This window comes from Amycolatopsis sp. NPDC003865, assembly GCF_053605345.1.
The window spans coordinates 30,353-51,628 of the sequence record NZ_JBSGJA010000041.1 but is presented as its reverse complement, the minus strand read 5'-3'; the positions used below and the strand labels follow the sequence as shown (position 1 = coordinate 51,628).

Below are 21,276 nucleotides of genomic sequence, written 5' to 3'. Positions count from 1 at the left end.
CGCCAGTACTTCCCCAAAGGCAGCAACCTGGCCATCCACAGCCCCGAAGACCTCGCCGCCATCGCCGCCCAGCTCAACCGCCGCCCACGCAAAACACTCGGCTGGGACACCCCAGCCGAGCGCTTGGCTAAACTCCTGACCGAAGCCAGCTAATCACCTGCGTTGCAACGACCCCTCGAATCCGCCCGCGGAAGGGGCCTTTCGGCTTGGTGGAAGGTCGCCCGCACCGGCGTCGTCGACGGCGCGGGCGACCTTCAGTCCAGATAGGACGCCGGCACGTCCTCCAGGAGCGCGCGGTGGTCCACCCGCTCGACGACCTCCAGCGGGACCCGGCACGACGGCGGGAACACCGCCGGCGGCACCGGCTTCGTGCAGTCGAAGATCAGTTTCGTCTCCATCGGGCCCTTCTCCTCCCGGTTGTGCCCGTAGGTCACCGGGTTGAGCTGGCCGCCGAGGAAGCCCGGCATGATCGTCAGGTCGCGGTCGGCCTGGAAGCGCGTCGCCAGGCACCACAGCGTCTCGACCTCGTTGAACACGTCGACGTCGTCGTCCACCACGAAGACGTGCTTGAGCAACGGGTCCACCGCCAGCGCCGCGCAGGCCGCCAGCTTCGGCTCGCCCTCGACGCGCTTGCTCATCGACAGGTACAGGTGCGACCGCGCCATCCCGGACAGCGGCAGGTGCACGCCGGTCACCGTCGGCACGGCTTCGGTGACCCGGCGGTGGATGCTGCCCATCCGGGGGAGCCCGCCGAGCATGCTGTGCTCGGTGTGGGCGTTGAAGACGTCGACGAAGATGGGCTTGCGGCGCATGGTGATCGCGGTGATCTTCACGTACGGCTGCGGGCCGGTGCGGGTGTAGAACCGCGGGTACTCGCCGAAGGGGCCTTCGACGGCCGTGGCTTCGGGGTCGGTGTCGATCACGCCCTCGATGACGATCTCCGCGTGCGCCGGCACCTCGAGGTCCACCGTCTTGCACGGCACCATTTCGAGGGGCTCGCCGAGCAGGCCGCCGACGACGTCGAGCTCACCGCCGATGCCCTCCAGTTTGGACACCGCGCCCATCAGCAGCGCCGGGTGGTGGCCGATGACGAGCGCCACCTCCATCGGCTTCTTCTGCTCCCGCAGCTTCCGCAGCACGTAAGCGGTGTGGTGGGCCGGGTTCACCTGGATGCCGACCTGGTCGCGGCCCTGCGCCTGGTGGCGGAAGATGCCCGCGTTGATCTTGCCGCTGTCCGGATCGCGGCAGATGGTCACCGCCGAGGTGATGTACTTGCCCGCGTCCAGTTCCTGGTGCTTGAGCAGCGGCAGCAGGCCGACGTCGATGTCGTCGCCGGTGAGCACGACCTCCTGCACGGGCGCGCTGTCCACGGTGACCGGCTTGATCCCCGAGCCTTCGCGCCGGGCGTATTCGGGCACCATGGAGTGCACGTCCGCGCCGATGCTGCGCGCGAGCCGTTCGTAGGTGCCGTGCAGGTTGATGAGCAACGGGATTTCGGAGCCGCCCACGTTCTCGAACAGCACGGCCGGGAACCCCGGGTAGGCCGGGTCGTCCTCCATGCGGTCGACGACGGCGGTGACCTCGAACTCGGGGTCGACGTGCTTGCGCACGACCTTGACCTGGCCCGGGTCCAGCTCGGCCAGGAATGTCCGCAGATCCTTTGCCATCAAACGCCTTCCGTTCGCGAGGTGGCTCGTGAACCGAGTATCCGCCCCGCTCACGGCGGCGACCGGGCGCGCCCGGCAAGAACTAGGGGAATGCTTCGTCCTCACGCCGGGGCGGCGTCCGGCGGGGGTTCGCGGGTGCTAAATGGTCTCGTCCACGAAGCCGCGCGTCGTCGTACGTCAGGAGAACGACATGACCGTCACCGCAGCGCCGCCCCGCGAAGCCGCGGCGGCCGACCTGGCCCGGTCCTGGGCCGAGGACCCCCGATGGCGCGGAGTCCGCCGGGACTACTCCGCCGAGGACGTCCTGCGGCTGCGCGGCAGCGTGACCGAAGAGCACACGCTCGCCCGGCTCGGCGCGGAGCGGCTCTGGAACCTCTTGCGGAGCGAAGACTACGTCCACGCGCTGGGCGCGCTGACCGGCAACCAGGCCGTGCAGCAGGTGCGCGCCGGCCTCAAGGCCATCTACCTCTCCGGCTGGCAGGTCGCCGCCGACGCCAACCTCTCCGGCCACACCTACCCGGACCAGAGCCTCTACCCGGCCAACTCGGTGCCGCAGGTCGTGCGCCGGATCAACAACGCGCTGCTGCGCGCGGACCAGATCAGCTGGGCCGAGGACGAAAAGGACGCGCCGCACTGGCTGGCACCGATCGTCGCGGACGCCGAGGCCGGCTTCGGTGGCGTGCTCAACGCGTTCGAGCTGATGAAGGGCATGATCGCCGGCGGTGCCGCGGGCGTGCACTGGGAAGACCAGCTGGCCGCGGAGAAGAAGTGCGGTCACCTCGGCGGCAAGGTGCTCATCCCGACCTCCCAGCACGTGCGCACGCTGCAGGCCGCGCGCCTGGCCGCCGACGTCTGCGACGTCCCGAGCCTGGTCATCGCCCGCACGGACGCCCAGGCCGCGAACCTCATCACCAGCGACGTCGACGACCGCGACAAGCCGTTCCTCACCGGCGAGCGCACGCCCGAGGGCTACCACCGTGTCCGCGGCGGCATCGAGCCGTGCGTCGCGCGCGGGCTGGCCTACGCGCCCTACGCGGATCTACTGTGGATGGAAACGTCCAAACCGGACCTCGAGGTCGCCCGCCGGTTCGCCGAGGCGATCAAGGCCGAGTACCCCGACCAGCTGCTGGCCTACAACTGCTCGCCGTCGTTCAATTGGAAGCAGCACCTCGACGACGCGACGATCGCGAAGTTCCAGCGCGAACTGGGGCACATGGGCTACAAGTTCCAGTTCATCACCCTGGCCGGCTTCCACGCGCTGAACCACTCGATGTTCGCACTGGCGCGCGACTACGCCGAAGAAGGCATGACGGCTTACGTCGAGCTGCAGGAGCGCGAATTCGCGGCGGAGGCGGCGGGTTACACGGCCACGCGGCACCAGCGCGAAGTGGGTACCGGGTACTTCGACCTGGTGAGCACGGTCGTGAACCCGTCGAGCAACACGGTCGCGCTGATGGACTCCACGGAAAAGTCCCAGTTCTACTGAGCTTTTCCCCAGTCAGCTGCGTGATAGAACCAATCGACGCCACATCCAGCCACGCGATAAATGGAATTCAGGACGGTCGCTCATGCGCATGCCCGAGAACCTCGAAGACATGGTTTACGGAGTCTATGGGACCACTGAAATCGCCGTGAAGCCCTGCCCGTTCACGCAGGCCGAGATCGACGAGCTCGAGACCACCAACGAAATGCTCATCTACGTGCCCCAGGAGATCTCCGAGGCGCAGATGATCGAGACCGGGAAGCTCAACACCAACTTCCGCTGGGAAGTCGAGCAGAACATGATCAAGAGCCCGATGACCGACGAGTCGCACTGGCTCGTCTGCTCGGCCTCGCCGATCCCGGAGATGCTCGGCCAGAGCACCCAGGCGATTTCCCGGGTCTACGACGAAGAGGGTCTCGACGGCATGGACTTCCGCCGGTACCTCGCCTTCGTGCTCACCTACCGCCACCTGACCAACGAGTACCCGGACTACCGGCAGTGGTGCCTGCTCGTCGGCGGGCACTACGACCGCAGCGGCATTTCGCTGGTCGGCTTCGACAAGTTCGGCAACTTCGGGCACCACGGCTGGATGAAGAACTTCAAGGCCAAGATGTCCGGCGGCCGTTACGTCGCCTTCGCCCCGCGCAAGCACATCAACGCCGAGACCGTGCTGCTCGAGCGCCCGCGCCGCGGCTCGCGCAACAAGGCCACGCACGACGCGGGCACCGACTGATCCCCCCGCGAACCTGGACCTGTGCCGTCACTGGAGGAATGAACCATGGCAGACGACGAGCGCGTGGACATCACGCGAAAGCTCGTTGAGTTCGTCGAGAAGCACCTGCTGGACGGGAAGGACGTGGGCGAGCTGACCACGACCACGCCGTTGCTGGACTGGGGCCTGCTGAACTCGATCGAAACGACCCGGCTGGTCGCCTACATCCGCGAGGAGTTCTCCGTGCGCGTCCCGCCGACGGAGATGGTGGCCCGCCACTTCAAGGACATCGAAAGCATCACCGACCTGGTGACGTCGCTGCGCGCCCCGGTCGCCTGACCCCTTTCCCGACCCAGAAACGGAGAACCCGTGTCCTACGACTACGACGTCGGCATCATCGGCGGTGGCCCGGCCGGTTCCACGGCGGCTTCCTACCTGGCCAAGGCCGGCCTGTCGGTGGCCGTCTTCGAGGGTGAGACGTTCCCCCGCGAGCACGTCGGCGAGTCCCTCGTCCCCGCGGTCATCCCGGTGATGCACGACATCGGCGTCATCGGCAAGGTCGAGGCCGCCGGGTTCCCCCGCAAGTACGGGGCCGCGTGGACGTCTTCCGACACCCGCCCGACCAGCACGCTCGACTTCGACGCCGGTTCGCACGGCCTCGGCGTGGCGGAGATCGCCTACGAGGAGCGCGACCAGGACGGCGTCGACCGCGTCTACGCCTGGCACGTCGACCGCGGCCAGTTCGACTCGCTGCTGCTCAAGCACGCCGAGGAGCTCGGCGCCAAGGTGTACCAGGGCGTCCGCGTCAACCGGGTCGACTTCACCGACCGCGACCGGCCGGTGCTGCAGGCCAAGATCGGCGAGCAGCCGGTCGAGGTCGCCGTCCGCTGCGTGCTCGACGCGTCCGGCCGGCAGACGCTGCTGGGCCAGCAGCTCAAGGTCAAGGTGCCGGACAAGGTCTTCAACCAGTACGCGGTGCACACGTGGTTCGAGGGTCTGGACCGCGCGTCGCTGGCGCGCCGTCCCGAAGACGCCGACTACATCCACGTGCACTTCCTGCCCCAGGAGAACACCTGGGTCTGGCAGATCCCGATCACCGAGACCATCACCTCGATCGGCGTCGTCACCCAGAAGGAGAAGTTCAAGGAGCACAAGGACGACCTCGAGGGCTTCTTCTGGAACTCCGTCGGCACCCGGCCGGAGATGCTGGACGCGCTGAAGCAGGCCCAGCGCGTGCGGAAGTTCAAGACCGAGGGCGACTACAGCTACGGCATGAAGCAGATCGCCGGCGACTCGCTGGTGCTCATCGGCGACGCCGCCCGGTTCGTCGACCCGATCTTCTCCAGCGGCGTGAGCGTCGCGATGAACAGCGCGCGCCTGGCGGCCAAGGACGTCATCGCCGCGCACCAGGCCGGCGACTTCCGCCGCGAGCGGTTCGACAACTACGTGAACACGCTCCGCAAGGGCGTCAACATCTGGTACGACTTCATCTCGATGTACTACCGGCTGAACGTGCTGTTCACCGCGTTCATCGACGACGACCGCTACCGCAAGGACGTCATCCAGATGCTCCAGGGCGACGTCTACGACGCCGAGGAGCCGGCGGCGCTGACCGCGATGAAGGAGTACGTCGCCGCCGTCGAGGCCGACCCCACGCACCTGTGGCACGGGCACCTCGGCAGCCTGAAGGCCTCCTCTTCGGCACTGGCCCTGTTCTAGCTCCCTCCCCGGTCGTGAGTGTCCAGGGCGGTTCCGGCCGCCCTGAACACTCACGACCTCTTTTCCGGCAGCGTGATCGGAGAGGTCAGTCATGTCATCGCTCGACGAGCGCACCGCCGAAACCTCGGTCGCGGCGAGCCGGCGCCGGACCTGGATCTCCTACGTGGCGATGGTGGTCGTCCCGGTCGTGGCCGCGTTCTTCCTGCTGCGCACCGGGGGCGGGGACGGCCACGCGCCGAGCGGGCACACCGGCGGCGCGGCGGATCCGGTGGCCAAGCTGCTGTTCGCGCTGCCGGTGATCTTCCTGGCCTGCCGGCTGCTTTCGGCGGTCGCGAAGCGGCTCGCGCAGCCGTCGGTGATCGGCGAGATCTTCGCCGGCATCCTGCTCGGGCCGTCGTTCCTGGGCTGGGTGTGGCCCGCGGCCTACCACTGGATCTTCCCCGACTATCTGGCCTCGACGATCAACACGTTCGCCCAGATCGGCCTGGTCATCTTCATGTTCCTGGTCGGCTACGAGCTCGACGTCGAGCTGGTCCGCCGCCGCAGCAAGGCCGCGGTGCTGGTCAGCCACGTCAGCGTCGCGATCCCGTTCCTGTCCGGCGTGCTGCTCGCGTTCGTGCTCCACCCCGCCCTCGGCGCCGGCGTCGCGCGGCTGCCGTTCGCCCTGTTCCTCGCGATCTCGATGAGCATCACGGCGTTCCCGGTGCTGGCGCGGATCATCACCGACCGCGGGATGACGAAGCTGCCGATCGCCGCGCTGGCGCTGAGCTGCGCGGCCGTCGACGACATCACCGCGTGGTGCCTGCTCGCGCTCGTCGTCGCAATCGCCAGTGCGACCTCGATGGCCGCCACGCTGGTGACCGTCGGGCTCACGATCGCCTTCTTCGCGCTGATGCTGTTCGTCGTGCGGCCGCTGCTGCGCCGGCTGTTCGCGCCGACGGAGCACGGGCAGAAGGCGCTGCCGACGACGGCCGTGGTGTCCGTGCTGCTGGCCGGGCTCCTGCTGTCCGCCCTGACCACCAACGCCATCGGCATCCACCCGATCTTCGGCGCGTTCCTCTTCGGCGCGGTGACGCCGCGCGGGTCGCTGCCGATCCGCCAGGCCACCGAGCAGATGCACGCGCTGACGGTCACCCTGCTGCTGCCGTTGTTCTTCGTCTACACCGGACTCCGCACGAAGTTCGACCTGATCGGCACCGATCCGACGCTGTGGCTGTGGTGCCTGCTCATCGTCGTGGTCGCGATGCTGGGCAAGTGGGGTGGGAGCCTGATCGCCGCCCGGCTGTCCGGCATCGGCAGGCGGGACGCGTGGTCGCTGGGCGCGTTGATGAACTGCCGGGGGCTGACCGAGCTGGCGGTGCTGAACATCGGGCTCGACCTCAAGGTGATCAGCCCGACGATGTTCGCGATGCTCGTGGTCATGACCCTGGTGACCACGGTGGCCACCTCGCCCGCGCTTTCGCTGATCGAGCGGTACCAGCGGCGCTAGGAGCCGGTCATGCCCGACATCACGTTCCTGCCCTACCCGGCCTACGGGCACATGACCCCGGCGCTGCCGGTGGTCGCCGAGCTCGTCCGCCGCGGCCACCGGGTCACCTGCTTCACCTCCGGCGAGTTCGCGGACCGGGTCGCCGCGACCGGTGCCCGTGCCGTGGACTACGGCTGCGACCTGTCCACCGCCCAGCCGGACATCACCGACGCCGACGAGGCCGCGCGGGCGCCGCTGGACCTGCTCGAACAGAGCATGGCCGTGCTGCCCGCCGTGGAACGGCTGTCCACACCGGACCTCCTCGTCTACGACACGACGCTGTGGGCACCGGGCCGGCTGCTCGCCCGGAAGGCGCGGCTGCCGACCGTGCAGCTGTCGGCCACGGCCGCGTCGAACGAGCACTTCTCGCTGACGAAGGAGAACCAGACCTTCGGTGAGGCGGTCGACCCGGCGCACCCGGCGATCGTCCGGTTCGTCGCGCGGCTCGGCGAACACCTGGCCGGCCACGGCCTGGGAAAGCTGACGCTGGAGGAGTTCTTCACCGGTGGCGACGAGTTCACGCTGGTGTTCCTGCCGCGCGCGTTCCAGCCGGCCGGGCAGACGTTCGACGCGCGGTTCGCCTTCGTCGGGCCCTCGGTCGGCGAGACCGCCGGCTCGTGGACGCCGCCCGCCGACGGCCGGCCCGTCGTGCTGATCACCCTGGGCACGACCGTGAACGACCGCCCGGAGTTCTTCCGCACCTGTGCCGAGGCGTTCGCGGGCGTGCCGTGGCAGGTCGTGCTCACGCTGGGCAAGAAGGTGGACCCGGCCGCGCTCGGGCCGCTGCCGTCCAATGTGGAGGCCCACCGCTGGGTCGCGCACCCCGACGTCCTGCCGCACTGCTCGGTGTTCCTCTGCCAGGGCGGGATGGGCAGCGTGATGGAGGCGCTGTACTTCGGCGTGCCCGTGATCGCCGTCCCGCACCACCCGGAGCAGCACATCAACGCCCGGCAGATCCGGCGGCTCGGGCTCGGGGCGTCCCTGGACAAGGAGACGGTGACCGCCGCGGCCATCCGGGACGCGGTCCTCGCCGTCGACCGCGACGACGCCGTGCGCCGGCGCGTCGACCTGATGCGGCGCGAGGTGCACGCCGCGGGCGGGGCGGTCCGCGCCGCCGCCGAAATCGAGGCGCGGGTCGCGCCCCTGGCCGGAGGGAACCGGAAGTGACCGAGCCGTCTTCACTGCCCGTCAAGCGCAGCTGCCCGTTCGACCCGCCCGACGAGTACCGGGCACGGCCGGGAGTCAGCCGCCTCGCGTTCGAGGCCAGTCCCGGGCCGGCCACGGGCTGGCTGGTGACCAAGCTGTCCGACGTCCGCGCGGTGCTGTCCGACGCCCGGTTCAGCCACCGCAACGACCTCGTCGCGCTCGCCGTGCCGCCGCCGTTCCCGATGGACACCTACGAGCCGGAGCCGGCCGCGCCCGGCGCGTTCCCCAAGATGGACGGGGCCGACCACGCGCGGTACCGCAAGCTGCTCGCGAAGTACTTCACCGTGCGGCGCACCCGCGAACTGGTCCCGGCCGCCGAACGGATCGCCGGCGAGCTGCTCGACGCGATGGCCGCGCGCGGCACGGAAGCCGAGCTGGTCACCGCGTACGCCGAGCCGCTGGCCACCCGGCTGATGTGCGAGCTGGTCGGCGTCCCGGAGGCCGACCGCGAAGAGCTGCTGCGTCACCTCAACGTCGTGGCTCGCATGCGGTACACCCTCGAGGAGCTGATCGCCGCGATCACCGTCGTCGGCGGCACCCTGGAGCGGCTCGTCGACGCGGCCTTCGACGACCCCGGCGACGACATGCTCGGCGAGCTGGCCAGCACCGGCGAACTCGTCCGGCCGGAGCTGGTCAACCTCGCGTGGGCGCTTGTCGGCGGCGGCTTCGACACCACGACGAACATGCTGGCGCTGGGCGCGTTCGCGCTGTTCGAGCACCGTGCGCAGCTGACGCGGCTGCAGACCGAGCCAGGTCTGTGGCCCAACGCCGTCGAAGAGCTGCTGCGCTACCTGACGGTCTCGCACCTCGGTGCGAGCCGCGCGGCGCTGGCGGACGTCGCACTGGGGGAGCACGTGATCCGCGAAGGCGAGACGGTGGTCGTCGCGCTCCCGGCGGCCAACCGCGACCCCGAGCGCTTCCCGGACCCCGACCGGTTCGACATCGGCCGCGTGACCCAGGGCCACGTCGCGTTCGGCCACGGCGTGCACCAGTGCATCGGGCAGCACCTGGCCCGGTTCACCATGCAGGTGGGCTTCCGGGCGCTGTTCGAGCGCTTCCCCGGCCTTCGGCTCGCGGTGCCGGCGGACCAGGTGCCGCTGCGCGACGACATGCTCCACTACGGCGTCCACGCCCTGCCCGTCACCTGGGCACGCTGAAGTCCTTTAGGCACCGCACTAGACCTCACCTGTCCGTCGTGGACAGCGTTGCCGCGCCCGTGGTGCCGTGGACGTCGAGCCACCGTCACAGGAAGGAAGCCGCCCGCCGATGGAGCGTGAGATGACGGGTTTTGCGAGCACTCCGGGTGAGCCGGTCGCCGTGGTCGGGCTGGCGTGCCGCCTGCCGGGCGCGGACGGCCCCGACGCGTTCTGGCGGCTCCTGGCCGATGGCCGCGGCGCGATCACCGAAGTCCCCGAGGGCCGCTGGGACGCCGGGGAAACCGGGGTCCGGCACGGCGGGTTCCTCGACGCGATCGACCGCTTCGACGCCGCGTTCTTCGGCATCTCGCCGCGTGAGGCCGCCGCCATGGACCCGCAGCAGCGGCTGGTGCTGGAACTGGCGTGGGAAGCGCTGGAACACGCGGGCATCGTGCCCGCCACCCTCGGCGGGAGCGCCGCGGGCGTGTTCGTCGGCGCGATGTGGGACGACTACGCCGCGCTCGTGCGCGCGAGCGACCCCGAGTCGATCAGCCACCACACCATCACCGGCGTGAACCGCGGGCTGCTCGGCAACCGCGTCTCCCACTTCCTCGGTGCGCACGGCCCGAGCTTCACCGTCGACTCCGGACAGTCGTCCTCGCTCGTCGCCGTCCACCTGGCGGTGCAGAGCCTGCGCCGGGGCGAGTGCCCGGTCGCCCTCGCCGGCGGGGTCAACCTGATCTTCGCGTCGGAAAACGCCGTCACCACGGCGAAGTTCGGCGGGCTGTCGCCGGACGGGCAGTGCTTCACCTTCGACGCCCGTGCCAACGGCTTCGTGCGCGGGGAGGGCGGCGGGCTCGTCGTCCTCAAGCTGCTGTCGCGGGCTCGGGCCGACGGCGACGAGATCCTCTGCGTCATCCGCGGAACCGCGGTGACCAACGACGGCGCCGGCGACGGGCTGACCGTCCCGGACGCCGATGCCCAGGCCGCCGCGGTCCGGGGTGCCCACGCCGACGCCGGGATCGAGCCGTCCGCCGTGGGGTACGTCGAGCTGCACGGAACCGGTACGAAGGTCGGCGACCCGATCGAAGCGGCCGCGCTGGGCCGGGTCTTCGCCGCCGGCCGGGCCGAGCCGCTGCCGGTCGGGTCGGTCAAGACGAACATCGGCCACCTGGAAGGCGCGGCGGGGATCGCCGGGCTGCTCAAGGCCGTCCTCGCCGTGCGGCACGGCACCCTGCCCGCGAGCCTCAACTTCACGACGCCGAACCCCGCGATCCCCTTCGACGAGCTGAAGCTGCGCGTGGTGGCCGAGCGGGCGGACTGGGGAGGGCACCGGATCGCCGGGGTCAGCTCGTTCGGGATGGGCGGGACCAACGCCCACGTCGTCCTCGAAGCGGCCGAACCCGTCGCACCCCGCGCGGTGGCGGACGCGGCGGCGCCTTGGCTGCTCTCCGCTCGCACCGCCGCGGCGCTCCAGGCTCAGGCCGCGCGGCTGCTGTCGCATGTGGACGACCATCCGGAACTGTCCCCCGTGGACGTCGGCTGGACGCTGGCGAACCGTCGCACGGCGTTCGCGCACCGCGCGGTCGTCGACGGCCGGGACGGGCTGCGCGCGGTCGCGGACGGGCTGGGCGTCACGCAGGGTGTCGCGGCGACGAGCGACGACCGCGTGGTCTTCGTCTTCCCCGGCCAGGGCGGGCAGTGGGCCGGGATGGCCGCGGAACTGCTCGACGCGTCGCCGGTGTTCGCCGCGCGGCTGGCCGAGTGCGCCGCCGCCCTCGCTCCGCACCTGGACTGGGACGTCGTCGACGTCCTGCGCCGGGGGACGCCCTCGCTCGAGCGCACCGAGGTGCTGCAGCCGGTGTTCTGGTCGGTCGCGGTGTCCCTGGCCGCCGAGTGGCGAGCGCGCGGGGTCGAACCCGCGGCGGTGCTCGGGCACAGCCAGGGCGAGCTGGCGGCCGCCGTCGTCGCGGACGCGCTCTCGCTGGACGACGCGGCGCGGATCGTCGCACTCCGGGCCGAGCTGCTCGCCGGCCGGATGGCGGGCCACGGCGGCATGCTGTCGGTCGACCTGCCGGTCGCGGAGGTGACCGAGCTGCTCGCCGCGTACGCCGGCCGGCTGTCGGTCGGCGCGGTCAACGGCCCGGCGACCACGGCGGTCTCCGGCGACCTCGACGCCCTCGACGAGCTGCAGGCCGAGCTGACCGCCCGCGAGGTCCGCACGCGCCGGATCGCGATCGCCTACGCGTCGCACTCCGCGCAGGCCGAGCCGCTCAAGGACGAGCTGCTGCGGCTGATCGCCGGGATCCGGCCCCGGGCGTCGGCGATCCCGTTCTACTCCTCGACCGCGGGCGGCCTGCTCGACACCGGACGGCTCGACGCGGACCACTGGTTCGCGAACCTGCGGCAGCCGGTGCTGTTCGACCCGGCCGTGCGCGCCGCGCTGGACGCGGGCATCGGCGTGTTCGCCGAGGTCAGCCCCCACCCGGTGCTGGTCGGCGGCATCCTGGCGACGGCGGCCGACCACGACCGCCCGGCCGCGGCGGTGGGCACGCTCCGCCGCGGCGAGGGCGGCCCGGCCCGGTTCGCGAAGTCGGTCGCCGAGCTGTGGACCCGAGGCGGCGGCGTCGCCTGGACGTTCCCCGGCGGGCACCGCGTCGACCTGCCGACGTACGCCTTCCAACGCGAACGCTTCTGGCTGGACGGGAATCTCGACGGGAACCTCGACGGGAACACCGCCGGAACTGTCGGTACCCCCCGATACACTGGAGACCGGGGGGCGGAGCCCCGCCCCCGACCCGCTCAAGACCTCCTGGAGACCGTCCGCGCCCACACGGCGCTGGTCCTCGGCCACCCCGGCCCGGCGGCGATCGACCCCACGGCGTCGTTCAAGGACCTCGGCTTCGACTCGATCACCGGCGTCGAGCTGTGCGAGCGGCTGTCCGCCGCGACCGGCCGGAAGGTTCCCGCCACCTCGGTGTTCGACCACCCGACCCCGGCCCGGCTCGCCGGGATGCTGGCCGGCGAAGCCGAAACCCGGACCGAAGCCGCCACCCGCGCCGACGAGCCGATCGCGATCGTCGCGATGAGCTGCCGCTACCCGGGTGGCGTGCGCTCGGCCGACGACCTGTGGGACCTCGTCGAGAACGGCCGGGACGTCATCGGCGGCCTGCCCGCCGACCGCGGCTGGGACCTCGCTGCGCTCTACGACCCCGACCCGGCCGAGGCCGGCAAGTCCTACGCCCGCCACGGCGGTTTCCTCACCGACGTCGCCGGGTTCGACGCGGGCTTCTTCGGTATCTCGCCGCGCGAGGCCCTGGCCATGGACCCGCAGCAGCGGCTGTTGCTCGAGACCGCGTGGGAGGCGTTCGAGCACGCCGGCATCGACCCGGCGTCCTTGAGGGGCAGCCGCACCGGCGTCTACGTCGGCGCCACGAACTCCGAGTACGGCCCGCGGCTGTCCGAAGGCGGCGAAGGCGGGCACCTGCTCACCGGCACGACCGGCAGCGTCGCCTCGGGCCGGATCGCGTACGTCCTCGGCCTGGAAGGCCCGGCGCTGACCGTCGACACCGCGTGCTCGTCCTCGCTGGTCGCCCTGCACCTCGCCGTGCGCGCGCTGCGGGCGGGGGAGTGCACGCTCGCGCTGGCCGGCGGCGCGGCCGTGCTGGCCAGTCCCGGGATGCTCGTCGAGTTCAGCCGCCAGCGCGGCCTTTCCCGCGACGGCCGCTGCCGCGCGTTCTCGGCCGACGCCGACGGCACCGGCTGGGCCGAAGGCGCCGGTGTCGTGGTCGTGGAACGGCTGTCCGACGCGCGCCGCCACGGCCACCCGGTGCTCGCCGTCGTGCGCGGCACGGCGGTCAACTCCGACGGCGCGTCCAACGGCCTCACCGCGCCGAACGGCCCGTCCCAGCAACGCGTGATCCGCGCCGCGCTGGCCGACGCCGGGCTCGCACCGTCCGAAGTGGACGTCGTCGAAGCGCACGGCACCGGGACACCGCTGGGCGACCCGATCGAAGCCCAGGCAATCATCGCCACCTACGGCCAGGACCGCGAACGGCCGCTGCTGCTCGGCTCGCTGAAGTCGAACCTCGGGCACACCCAGGCCGCCGCGGGCATCGGCGGCGTGATCAAGGTGGTGCAGGCACTGCGCCACGGCGTCGTCCCGCGCACCCTGCACGCCGACGAGCCGAGCCCCCGGATCGACTGGTCCGCCGGCGCCGTGACCCTGGCCGCGGCCGGGCAGCCGTGGCCGGAAACCGGCGCGCCCCGCCGGGCCGGCGTGTCCTCCTTCGGCATCAGCGGAACGAACGCGCACGTCATCGTCGAGCAGGTCCCCGAACCCGCCCCGGCGCCCGCCGCCGAGGACGCCCTGGGCGTGTGGGTGCTTTCCGGCCGTTCCGACGGCGCGGTGGCGGACCGGGCGACGGCCTTGGCGGGCACCGAGCACGGCGTCGCGGAGGTCGGCTGGTCCCTCGCGGCGACGCGGACCGCCTTCGAGCATCGGGCCGCGGTCGTCGGCGAACGCGCCGAGCTGCTGGCCGGCCTGCGCGAGATCGCCTCGGGGACGCCGGGCCCGTCCGTGGTCACCGGCGTCACCGGTCCCGCCGGCCGCACGGTCTTCGTGTTCCCGGGCCAGGGTGCGCAGTGGGCGGGGATGGCCGCCGGTCTGCTCGGCGAGTCGCCGGTCTTCGCCGCGCGGTTCGCCGAGTGCGAGGCGGCCTTGAAGTCCTTCGTGGACATCTCGTTGCGGGACGGGGACCTGGACCGGGTCGACGTCGTGCAGCCCCTGTCGTGGGCGGTGATGGTTTCGCTGGCCGCGCTCTGGCAGTCCTACGGTGTCACGCCGGACGCGGTCGCCGGCCACTCCCAGGGCGAGATCGCCGCGGCCGTCGTCGCGGGTGGACTGTCCCTCGAGGACGGTGCGAGGGTCGTCGCCTTGCGCAGCAGGGCGATCGCGGCCGGATTGGCCGGCCGGGGTGGCATGGCGTCGATCGCGGCGGACGCCGAGCGGGTGGAATCCCTGCTGGACGAACGGATTTCGATCGCGGCGTTCAACAGCCCGTCGTCGACGGTCGTGGCCGGAGACCCCGCCGCGCTGCAGGGCCTGGTCGCGCGCTGCGAAAGCGAGGGGCTGCGCGCCCGGCTGATTCCCGTCGACTACGCGTCGCACTCGGCGCACGTCGAGGCGATCGAGGCCGAGCTGCGCGAGGTGCTGGCCCCGATCCGGCCGCGGACCGGGGAGATCCCGTTCTACTCGACCGTCACGGCCGGGCCGGTCGACACCGCGACCCTCGACGCCGGGTACTGGTACCGCAACCTGCGGCAGCCGGTGCTGTTCCACGAAACCGCCGATGTCCTTGCCGAGCGCGGGCACCGGTTCTTCGTCGAGGTCAGCCCGCACCCGGTGCTCGGCGGCGCGCTCCAGGACACCCTGGACGCGGCCGTCGTCGGGACGCTGCGCCGCAACGAGGGCGGCCTGCGCCGGTTCCTGCTGTCGGCGGCCCAGCTCTGGGCGCACGGCCACGACGTCGACTGGTCGGCCCTGTACCCCCGGCGGCGCACGGTGAGCCTGCCCACCTACCCCTTCCAGCGGCAGCGGTTCTGGCTCGAACCGGCGGCCAAGACAACTGACGCCGAATTCTGGACGGCGCTGGAGGAGAACACACTCGGCGTCGCGGAAGACACGCCGTGGCGCGACGCCCGCCTCGCGCTGAGCCGCTGGCGCCGTCAGTCCGATGTGGACAGTTGGCGGCACCGCATCGCCTGGCGCGCCCTGCCGGAGCCGTCCGCGACGCCGTTGACCGGCAAGTGGCTGGTCATCACGCCCACCGCCGGAGTGCTCGACGGACTCGGCGCGGACCTCGTCGAGGTGCCGTCGACCGGCGACCGCGCGACCCTCGCCGAGCGGCTGACCGGCCTGACCCCCGACGGTGTCCTCGCCCTGCCCGCGCTCGACGACGACCCGATCAGCGCGGTCACCCGCGCGGCGGTCCTGGTCCAGGCCCTCGGCGACGCCGGTATCGACGCCCCCCTGTGGTGCCTGACCACGGGCGCGGTCGCCCCGCTCGACACGGACCCGCCGCCGAACCCCGCGCAGGCCGCGGTCTGGGGCTTCGGCCGCGTCGCCGCGCTGGAGCACCCCGGCCGCTGGGGCGGGCTCGTCGACCTGCCCGGCACGGGGGACGCCGGGAACCTGGAGCGCCTGGCCGCCGTGCTGTCCGGCGAAGAAGACCAGGTCGCGATCCGGCCGTCCGGCGTGTTCGCCCGCCGCCTGGTCCCCGCCGCCCTGAGCGGCAAAGCCCCGGCCCGGACCTGGGCGGCCGGCGGCACGGCCCTCGTCACCGGCGGCACCGGCGCGCTGGGCCGGCACCTCGCCCGCTGGCTCGTCGCCCGCGGCGCCGGCCACGTCGTCCTGACCGGCCGCCGCGGCGCCGACACCCCCGGCGTGGCCGAACTCCAAGCCGAGCTGGGCACCCGGCTCACCGTCGTGGCCTGCGACGTCACCGACGTGGACGCCGTGCGCGCCCTCCTCGACGGCATCGACGACCTCCGCACGGTCGTCCACGCGGCGGGCGTCGGGACGCTCGCCGCGATCGCCGACACCGACCCGGACGCGATCGCCGACGTCCTGCGGGCCAAGGTGCTCGGCGCGCAGCACCTCGACGCCCTGCTCGGCGACCGCGAACTCGACGCCTTCGTGCTGTTCTCGTCGATCTCCGGGGTCTGGGGCGTCGCCGACCACGCCGCCTACGCCGCGTCGAACGCCTACCTCGACGCCCTCGCCCTGCGCCGCCGGGCACTCGGCCGGACCGCGCTGTCGGTGGCCTGGGGCCCGTGGGCCGGGGGCGGCATGATCGACGAGGGCCTGCACGACGTCCTGGCCCGCCGCGGGGTCCCGGTCATCGAGCCCGAGCCCGCCCTCGCCGGGCTCGGCCAGGCACTGGACCACGACGAGGCGTTCATCGCGCTGGCCGAGCTCGACTGGCCGGTGTTCGCCGAGGTCTTCACCGCCGTCCGGCCCAGCCCCCTGCTCGCCGAACGGCCCCGAGGGCACGAAGAGCCCGCGGAAGCGACCGGCTGGCTCGCGGCGAAATCCGGCCCGGAGCGCGAAAAGCTGGTGTCCACTGTGGTCCGGCAGCAGGTCGCGGCCGCGCTGGGGCACGCGAGCCCGGAGACCGTCGACGTCCGGCGCGCCTTCAAGGACCTCGGCTTCGACTCGCTCACCGCCGTCGAGCTGCGCAACCGCCTGAACGCGGTGACCGGCCTGAAGCTGCCGAGCACGTTGGTGTTCGACCACCCCACCGTCGCGAAGCTGACCGGATTCCTGCTGGCCGAGACGACGCCGGAAGCCGCCGTGGACGACGCTCGCGCCGTCGAGGACGACCCGATCGCCATCGTCGCGATGGGCTGCCGCTTCCCCGGCGGCGTCACCTCCCCCGAAGAGCTGTGGACGCTGCTGACCGACGGCGTCGACGCGATCTCCGGCCTGCCCGCCGACCGCGGCTGGGACCTCGGTTCGCTCTACGACGCCGACGCGAGCCGCCCGGGCACCACCTACGTCCGCCACGGCGGGTTCCTCGACGGCGCCACCCGGTTCGACCCGGCGTTCTTCGGGATCTCCCCGCGGGAAGCCCTGGCCATGGACCCGCAGCAGCGGCTGCTCCTGGAGGTCTGCTGGGAGGTGTTCGAGCGCGCCGGGATCGACCCGGCCACGCTCCACGGCATCCCGGCCGGCGTGTTCGTCGGCCTGACCGACCAGGCCTACGGCTCCGGTGGCGGCGAGGGCGAGGACTACCTGGTCACCGGCGCGGTCTCCAGCGTCGCTTCCGGCCGGATCGCCTACGTCCTCGGGTTGGAGGGCCCGGCGGTCACGGTCGACACGGCGTGCTCGTCGTCGCTGGTCGCCCTGCACCTCGCGGCGCAGTCGCTGCGCGCGGGCGAGTGCTCGATGGCGCTGGCCGGCGCGTCGATGGTGATGTCGACGCCGAGCCAGTTCCTCGGCTTCAGCCGCCAGCGCGGGCTCGCCCCCGACGGCCGCTGCAAGCCGTTCGCCGCCGCCGCCGACGGGTTCTCCCTCGCCGAGGGCGTCGGTGTCCTGCTGGTCGAGCGGCTGTCCGACGCGCGCCGCCAGGGACACCCCGTGCTCGCGGTCCTGCGCGGGTCGGCGATCAACTCCGACGGCGCGTCGAACGGCCTGACCGCCCCGAACGGCGGTTCCCAGCAGCGGGTGATCCGCGCCGCGCTGGCCGGTGCCGGCCTGCGGCCGTCCGAAGTGGACGTCGTGGAGGCGCACGGAACCGGGACGCCGCTGGGCGACCCGATCGAGGCACAGGCGCTGATCGCCGCGTACGGCCCGGAGCGCGCGCGGCCGCTGCTGGTGGGGTCGCTGAAGGCGAACCTCGGGCACACCCAGACCGCGTCCGGGGTCGCCGGCGTGATCAAGGTGGTCGAGGCGATGCGGCACGGCGTGCTGCCGCGGACGCTGCACCTCGACGAGCCGACCGCCGAGGTGGACTGGTCCGCCGGCGTGGTCGAGCTGACGGACGGGGACCGGGCGTGGCCGGAAACCGGGGCGCCGCGCCGCGCGGGTGTGTCGGCGTTCGGCATCAGCGGCACCAACGCGCACGTGATCCTGGAACAGGCGCCCGAAGAGTCCTCGGTGGACGCACTGCCGGACACCGTGGGCACGTGGGTGCTGTCCGCCCGTTCGGAAGCCGCTGTCCGCGAGCGGGCGGCGGCGCTGGCCGGGACCGAGCACGGCGTCGCCGAGGTCGGGTGGTCCCTCGTGAGCACCCGGTCGGCCTTCGAGCACCGGGCCGCGGTCGTCGGCGACCGGGACGAACTCCTGGCCGGGCTGCGCGAGCTGGCCGCCGGGGGCCCGGTGACCACGGCGATCGAGGGGGAGACCGTGTTCGTCTTCCCCGGCCAGGGCGCCCAGTGGGTGGGCATGGCGGCCGAGCTGCTCGACGAGCCGGTGTTCGCGGCCCGGATGGCCGAGTGCGCGGCCGCGCTGGCGCCGTTCGTGGACTGGTCGCTGACCGGCGTCCTGGGCGACGCGGAGGCCTTGGAGCGGGTCGACGTCGTGCAGCCGGCGTCGTGGGCGGTGATGGTGTCCCTCGCCGCGCTCTGGCGGGCGCACGGCGTCGAGCCCGACGCGGTCGTCGGGCATTCCCAGGGCGAGATCGCCGCCGCCGTGGTCGCGGGTGGACTGTCGCTCGAGGACGGTGCCCGGGTGGTCGCCCTGCGCAGCAAGGCGATCGCGGGCGGCCTCGCCGGACGGGGCGGGATGGCGTGGATCGCCGCCCCGGAAGCCGAGATCGCGCCGCTGCTGGCGCCGTACGACGGCCGGATCGCCCTCGCCGCGGTCAACGGACCGGGCTCGGTCGTCGTCTCCGGCGAAGCCGAAGCCATCGACGCGTTGCTCGCCGGCGCCGGTGAGCTGCGGGTTCGCCGCATCCCGGTGGACTACGCCTCACACTCGGCCGCGGTCGAGGCGATCGAGGCCGAGCTGCGCGAAGTCCTCGCGCCGGTCCGGCCCCGGCCGTCGGCCATCACCTACGTTTCCGGGGTCACCGGCACGCCGGTCGACACGGGCACGCTCGACGCCGGGTACTGGTACCGCAACCTGCGGCAGCCCGTCCGGTTCCACGAAGCCACCCGGACGCTCGTCGAAGCCGGGCACCGGTTCTTCGTCGAGGTCAGCCCGCACCCGGTGCTCGGCGCCGGCATCGAGGCATCCCTCGACGAGGCACCGGATCCGGCCGCCGTCGTCGGCACCTTGCGCCGTAATGCGGGTGACCTCCGGCGGTTCCTGACCTCGCTGGCCCAGCTGTGGGCGCACGGTCACGACGTCGACTGGTCGGTCCGCTACCCGGTCAAGCGGACGGTGAGCCTGCCGACCTACCCCTTCCAGCGGCAGCGGTTCTGGCTCGAACCGCGGTCCGCGGCGCCGGTCGTCCGGTCCGCCGTGGACGACCTGCGCTACGACGTCCGGTGGAGCACCCTGCCCGCCCCGCGGGGGACGAGCCTCGACGCCGGCTGGCTCGCCGTCGTCCCCGCCGGGCACGACTTCGGCGACCTGCTCGGCCCGGACGTCCGCGTCCTCGAAGTGTCCACCGAGGACCGCTCCGGGCTGGCGGTGCTCCTGGCCGCCGAAGCGCCGCCCACCGGCGTGCTCTCCCTGCTGGCGGTGAACGACGAACCGCACGCCGAGCACCCCGTGCTCACCGCCGGGCTCGCCGCCACCGTCCTGCTCACCCAGGCGCTGGCCGACGCGGGTATCGCCGCCCCGCTGTGGATCGCCACCCGCGGCGCGGTTTCGGTCGACCCGGGCGAGCCCCTGGCAAGTCCCGCGCAGGCCATGGCCTGGGGGCTCGGCGGCATCCTCGGGCTCGACCAGCCCGACCGCTGGGGCGGGCTCGTCGACCTGCCCCCGACGGCCGACGCCACGACCGCCGGCCGGCTCGCGGCCGTGCTCACCGGCCACGACGGTGAAGACCAGGTCGCGCTGCGGCCTTCGGGGGTGTTCGCCCGCCGGCTGGTCCGCGCGGCGGCGGCCCCACCCGCTCGCTGGCGGCCGCAGGGCACCGCGCTGGTCACCGGCGGTACCGGCGCGCTCGGCGGCCAGGTCGCCCGCTGGCTGGCCGCCGCCGGCGTGGAGCACGTGGTGCTGGTGAGCCGCCGAGGCGAACACGCGCCGGGGGCCGCGGAGCTGACCGGCGAGCTGTCCGCGCTCGGGGCCAAGGTGACCCTCGCCGCCTGCGACGTCGCGGACCGCGAGGCGCTGCGCGAACTGCTCGCGGAGCTACCGCCGGTCAACGCCGTCGTCCACACCGCGGGCGCGGTCGACGTCGAACGGCCGATCACCGCCGTCACCCTGGCCGACTTCGCGCACCTGGCCGAGGCCAAGGTGCGGGGCGCGCGGAACCTCGACGAACTGTGCGGCGACGTGGACGTGTTCGTCCTGTTCTCCTCGGGCGCCGGGGTCTGGGGCAACGCGGGCCAGGCGGGTTACGCCGCCGCGAACGCGTACCTCGACGCCCTCGCGCACCAGCGGCGCGATCGCGGCCTGCCCGCGACGTCGATCGCCTGGGGCGCCTGGGCGGGCGGCGGCATGGTCGACGAGACCGTCGGCGCGCAGCTGGAACGGCGGGGGGTGCCGATGATGCGGCCCGAGCTGGCCGTCACCGCGATCCAGCCGTCGGTCGACACCGGCGCTCCGGCGAGCGTCGTCGCCGACATCGACTGGGCGAAGTTCACCCCGCTCTACACCGCGGCCCGGCCGCGTCCGCTGCTGCGCGAGCTGCCCGAGGCGCGGCAGGAGTCCCCTGTGGACAGTGACGGAGAGCTGGCCGGCCGGCTGCGGGCCGCGTCGGAAAGCGAGCGCGAGCGGATCGTGCTCGACCTGGTCCGCGCCGAGGCCGCCACAGTCCTCGGCTTCGCGGGCCGGGATGCCGTCCGGCCCGCGCAGACGCTGAAGGAACTCGGGTTCGACTCGCTGACCGCGCTCGACCTGCGCAACCGGCTCGGTGCGGCGACCGGGCTGAAGCTGCCCGCCACGCTCGTCTTCGACTACCCGACCCCGGCCGCCGTCGCGAAGCACCTGCTCGCCGGGCTCGTCGTCGACGAGACCGCCACCGACGAGCTGGACCGGATCGAGGCCGCGCTGGCGGCCCTTCCCCCCGAGCTGGTCACCGCGCGGCTGCGGAAGCTGCTGTGGAAGTGGGACGACACCGGTGCGGCCGAGCCCGACGACCTCGAACTCGACACGGCGACCGACGACGAGATGTTCGCGGCGATCGACCGAGAACTCGGAATCTCTTGAC

The 21,276-nt window shown here is 72.7% G+C and carries 9 protein-coding genes and 1 pseudogene; 9 read left to right on the top strand and 1 reads right to left on the bottom strand.

The genetic code is table 11. The annotated features are described in order from the left end of the window. Positions 1-153 (top strand): annotated as a pseudogene (locus tag ACWEVP_RS48910) (IS30 family transposase); the annotation flags it as partial. Between the two features lie 101 nt (positions 154-254). Here the strand turns inward: ACWEVP_RS48910 and ACWEVP_RS48905 are convergent. Next, on the bottom strand, positions 255-1,667 hold the full coding sequence (locus ACWEVP_RS48905; protein WP_452069461.1) for a UbiD family decarboxylase: 1,413 nt from the start codon (positions 1,665-1,667) through the stop codon (positions 255-257). Positions 1,668-1,857: 190 nt separating this feature from the next. On the opposite strand from ACWEVP_RS48905, the gene aceA reads away from it, so the two are divergent. The 8 genes from aceA to ACWEVP_RS48865 all read left to right on the top strand — a co-directional run bounded on the left by aceA (position 1,858) and on the right by ACWEVP_RS48865 (position 21,275). Continuing rightward, complete coding sequence (aceA, locus tag ACWEVP_RS48900; RefSeq protein ID WP_452069460.1) at positions 1,858-3,153, top strand: isocitrate lyase; 1,296 nt, start codon at positions 1,858-1,860, stop codon at positions 3,151-3,153. A 109-nt stretch (positions 3,154-3,262) separates the two neighbouring features. Continuing rightward, positions 3,263-3,883: a hypothetical protein gene (locus ACWEVP_RS48895; protein WP_372666802.1), complete on the top strand. Its 621-nt coding sequence runs from the start codon at positions 3,263-3,265 to the stop codon at positions 3,881-3,883. 45 nt (positions 3,884-3,928) lie between these two features. Next, positions 3,929-4,201 (top strand): phosphopantetheine-binding protein, encoded by a 273-nt coding sequence (locus ACWEVP_RS48890; RefSeq protein WP_436387320.1) that lies wholly within the window; start codon positions 3,929-3,931, stop codon positions 4,199-4,201. A gap of 30 nt (positions 4,202-4,231) precedes the next feature. Further along, positions 4,232-5,581: an NAD(P)/FAD-dependent oxidoreductase gene (locus tag ACWEVP_RS48885; RefSeq protein WP_452069459.1), complete on the top strand. Its 1,350-nt coding sequence runs from the start codon at positions 4,232-4,234 to the stop codon at positions 5,579-5,581. Positions 5,582-5,672: 91 nt separating this feature from the next. Continuing rightward, positions 5,673-7,070, top strand: coding sequence for a cation:proton antiporter domain-containing protein (locus ACWEVP_RS48880; RefSeq protein WP_452069458.1), 1,398 nt, complete (start codon positions 5,673-5,675; stop codon positions 7,068-7,070). 9 nt (positions 7,071-7,079) lie between these two features. After that, positions 7,080-8,276, top strand: coding sequence for a macrolide family glycosyltransferase (locus tag ACWEVP_RS48875; RefSeq protein WP_452069457.1), 1,197 nt, complete (start codon positions 7,080-7,082; stop codon positions 8,274-8,276). Next, on the top strand, positions 8,273-9,472 hold the full coding sequence (locus tag ACWEVP_RS48870; RefSeq protein WP_452069456.1) for a cytochrome P450: 1,200 nt from the start codon (positions 8,273-8,275) through the stop codon (positions 9,470-9,472). The genes ACWEVP_RS48875 and ACWEVP_RS48870 overlap by 4 nt, the downstream gene beginning before the upstream one ends. Positions 9,473-9,593: 121 nt before the next feature. Further along, positions 9,594-21,275: a type I polyketide synthase gene (locus tag ACWEVP_RS48865; RefSeq protein WP_452069455.1), complete on the top strand. Its 11,682-nt coding sequence runs from the start codon at positions 9,594-9,596 to the stop codon at positions 21,273-21,275. The last annotated feature ends 1 nt before the right edge of the window (position 21,276 follow it).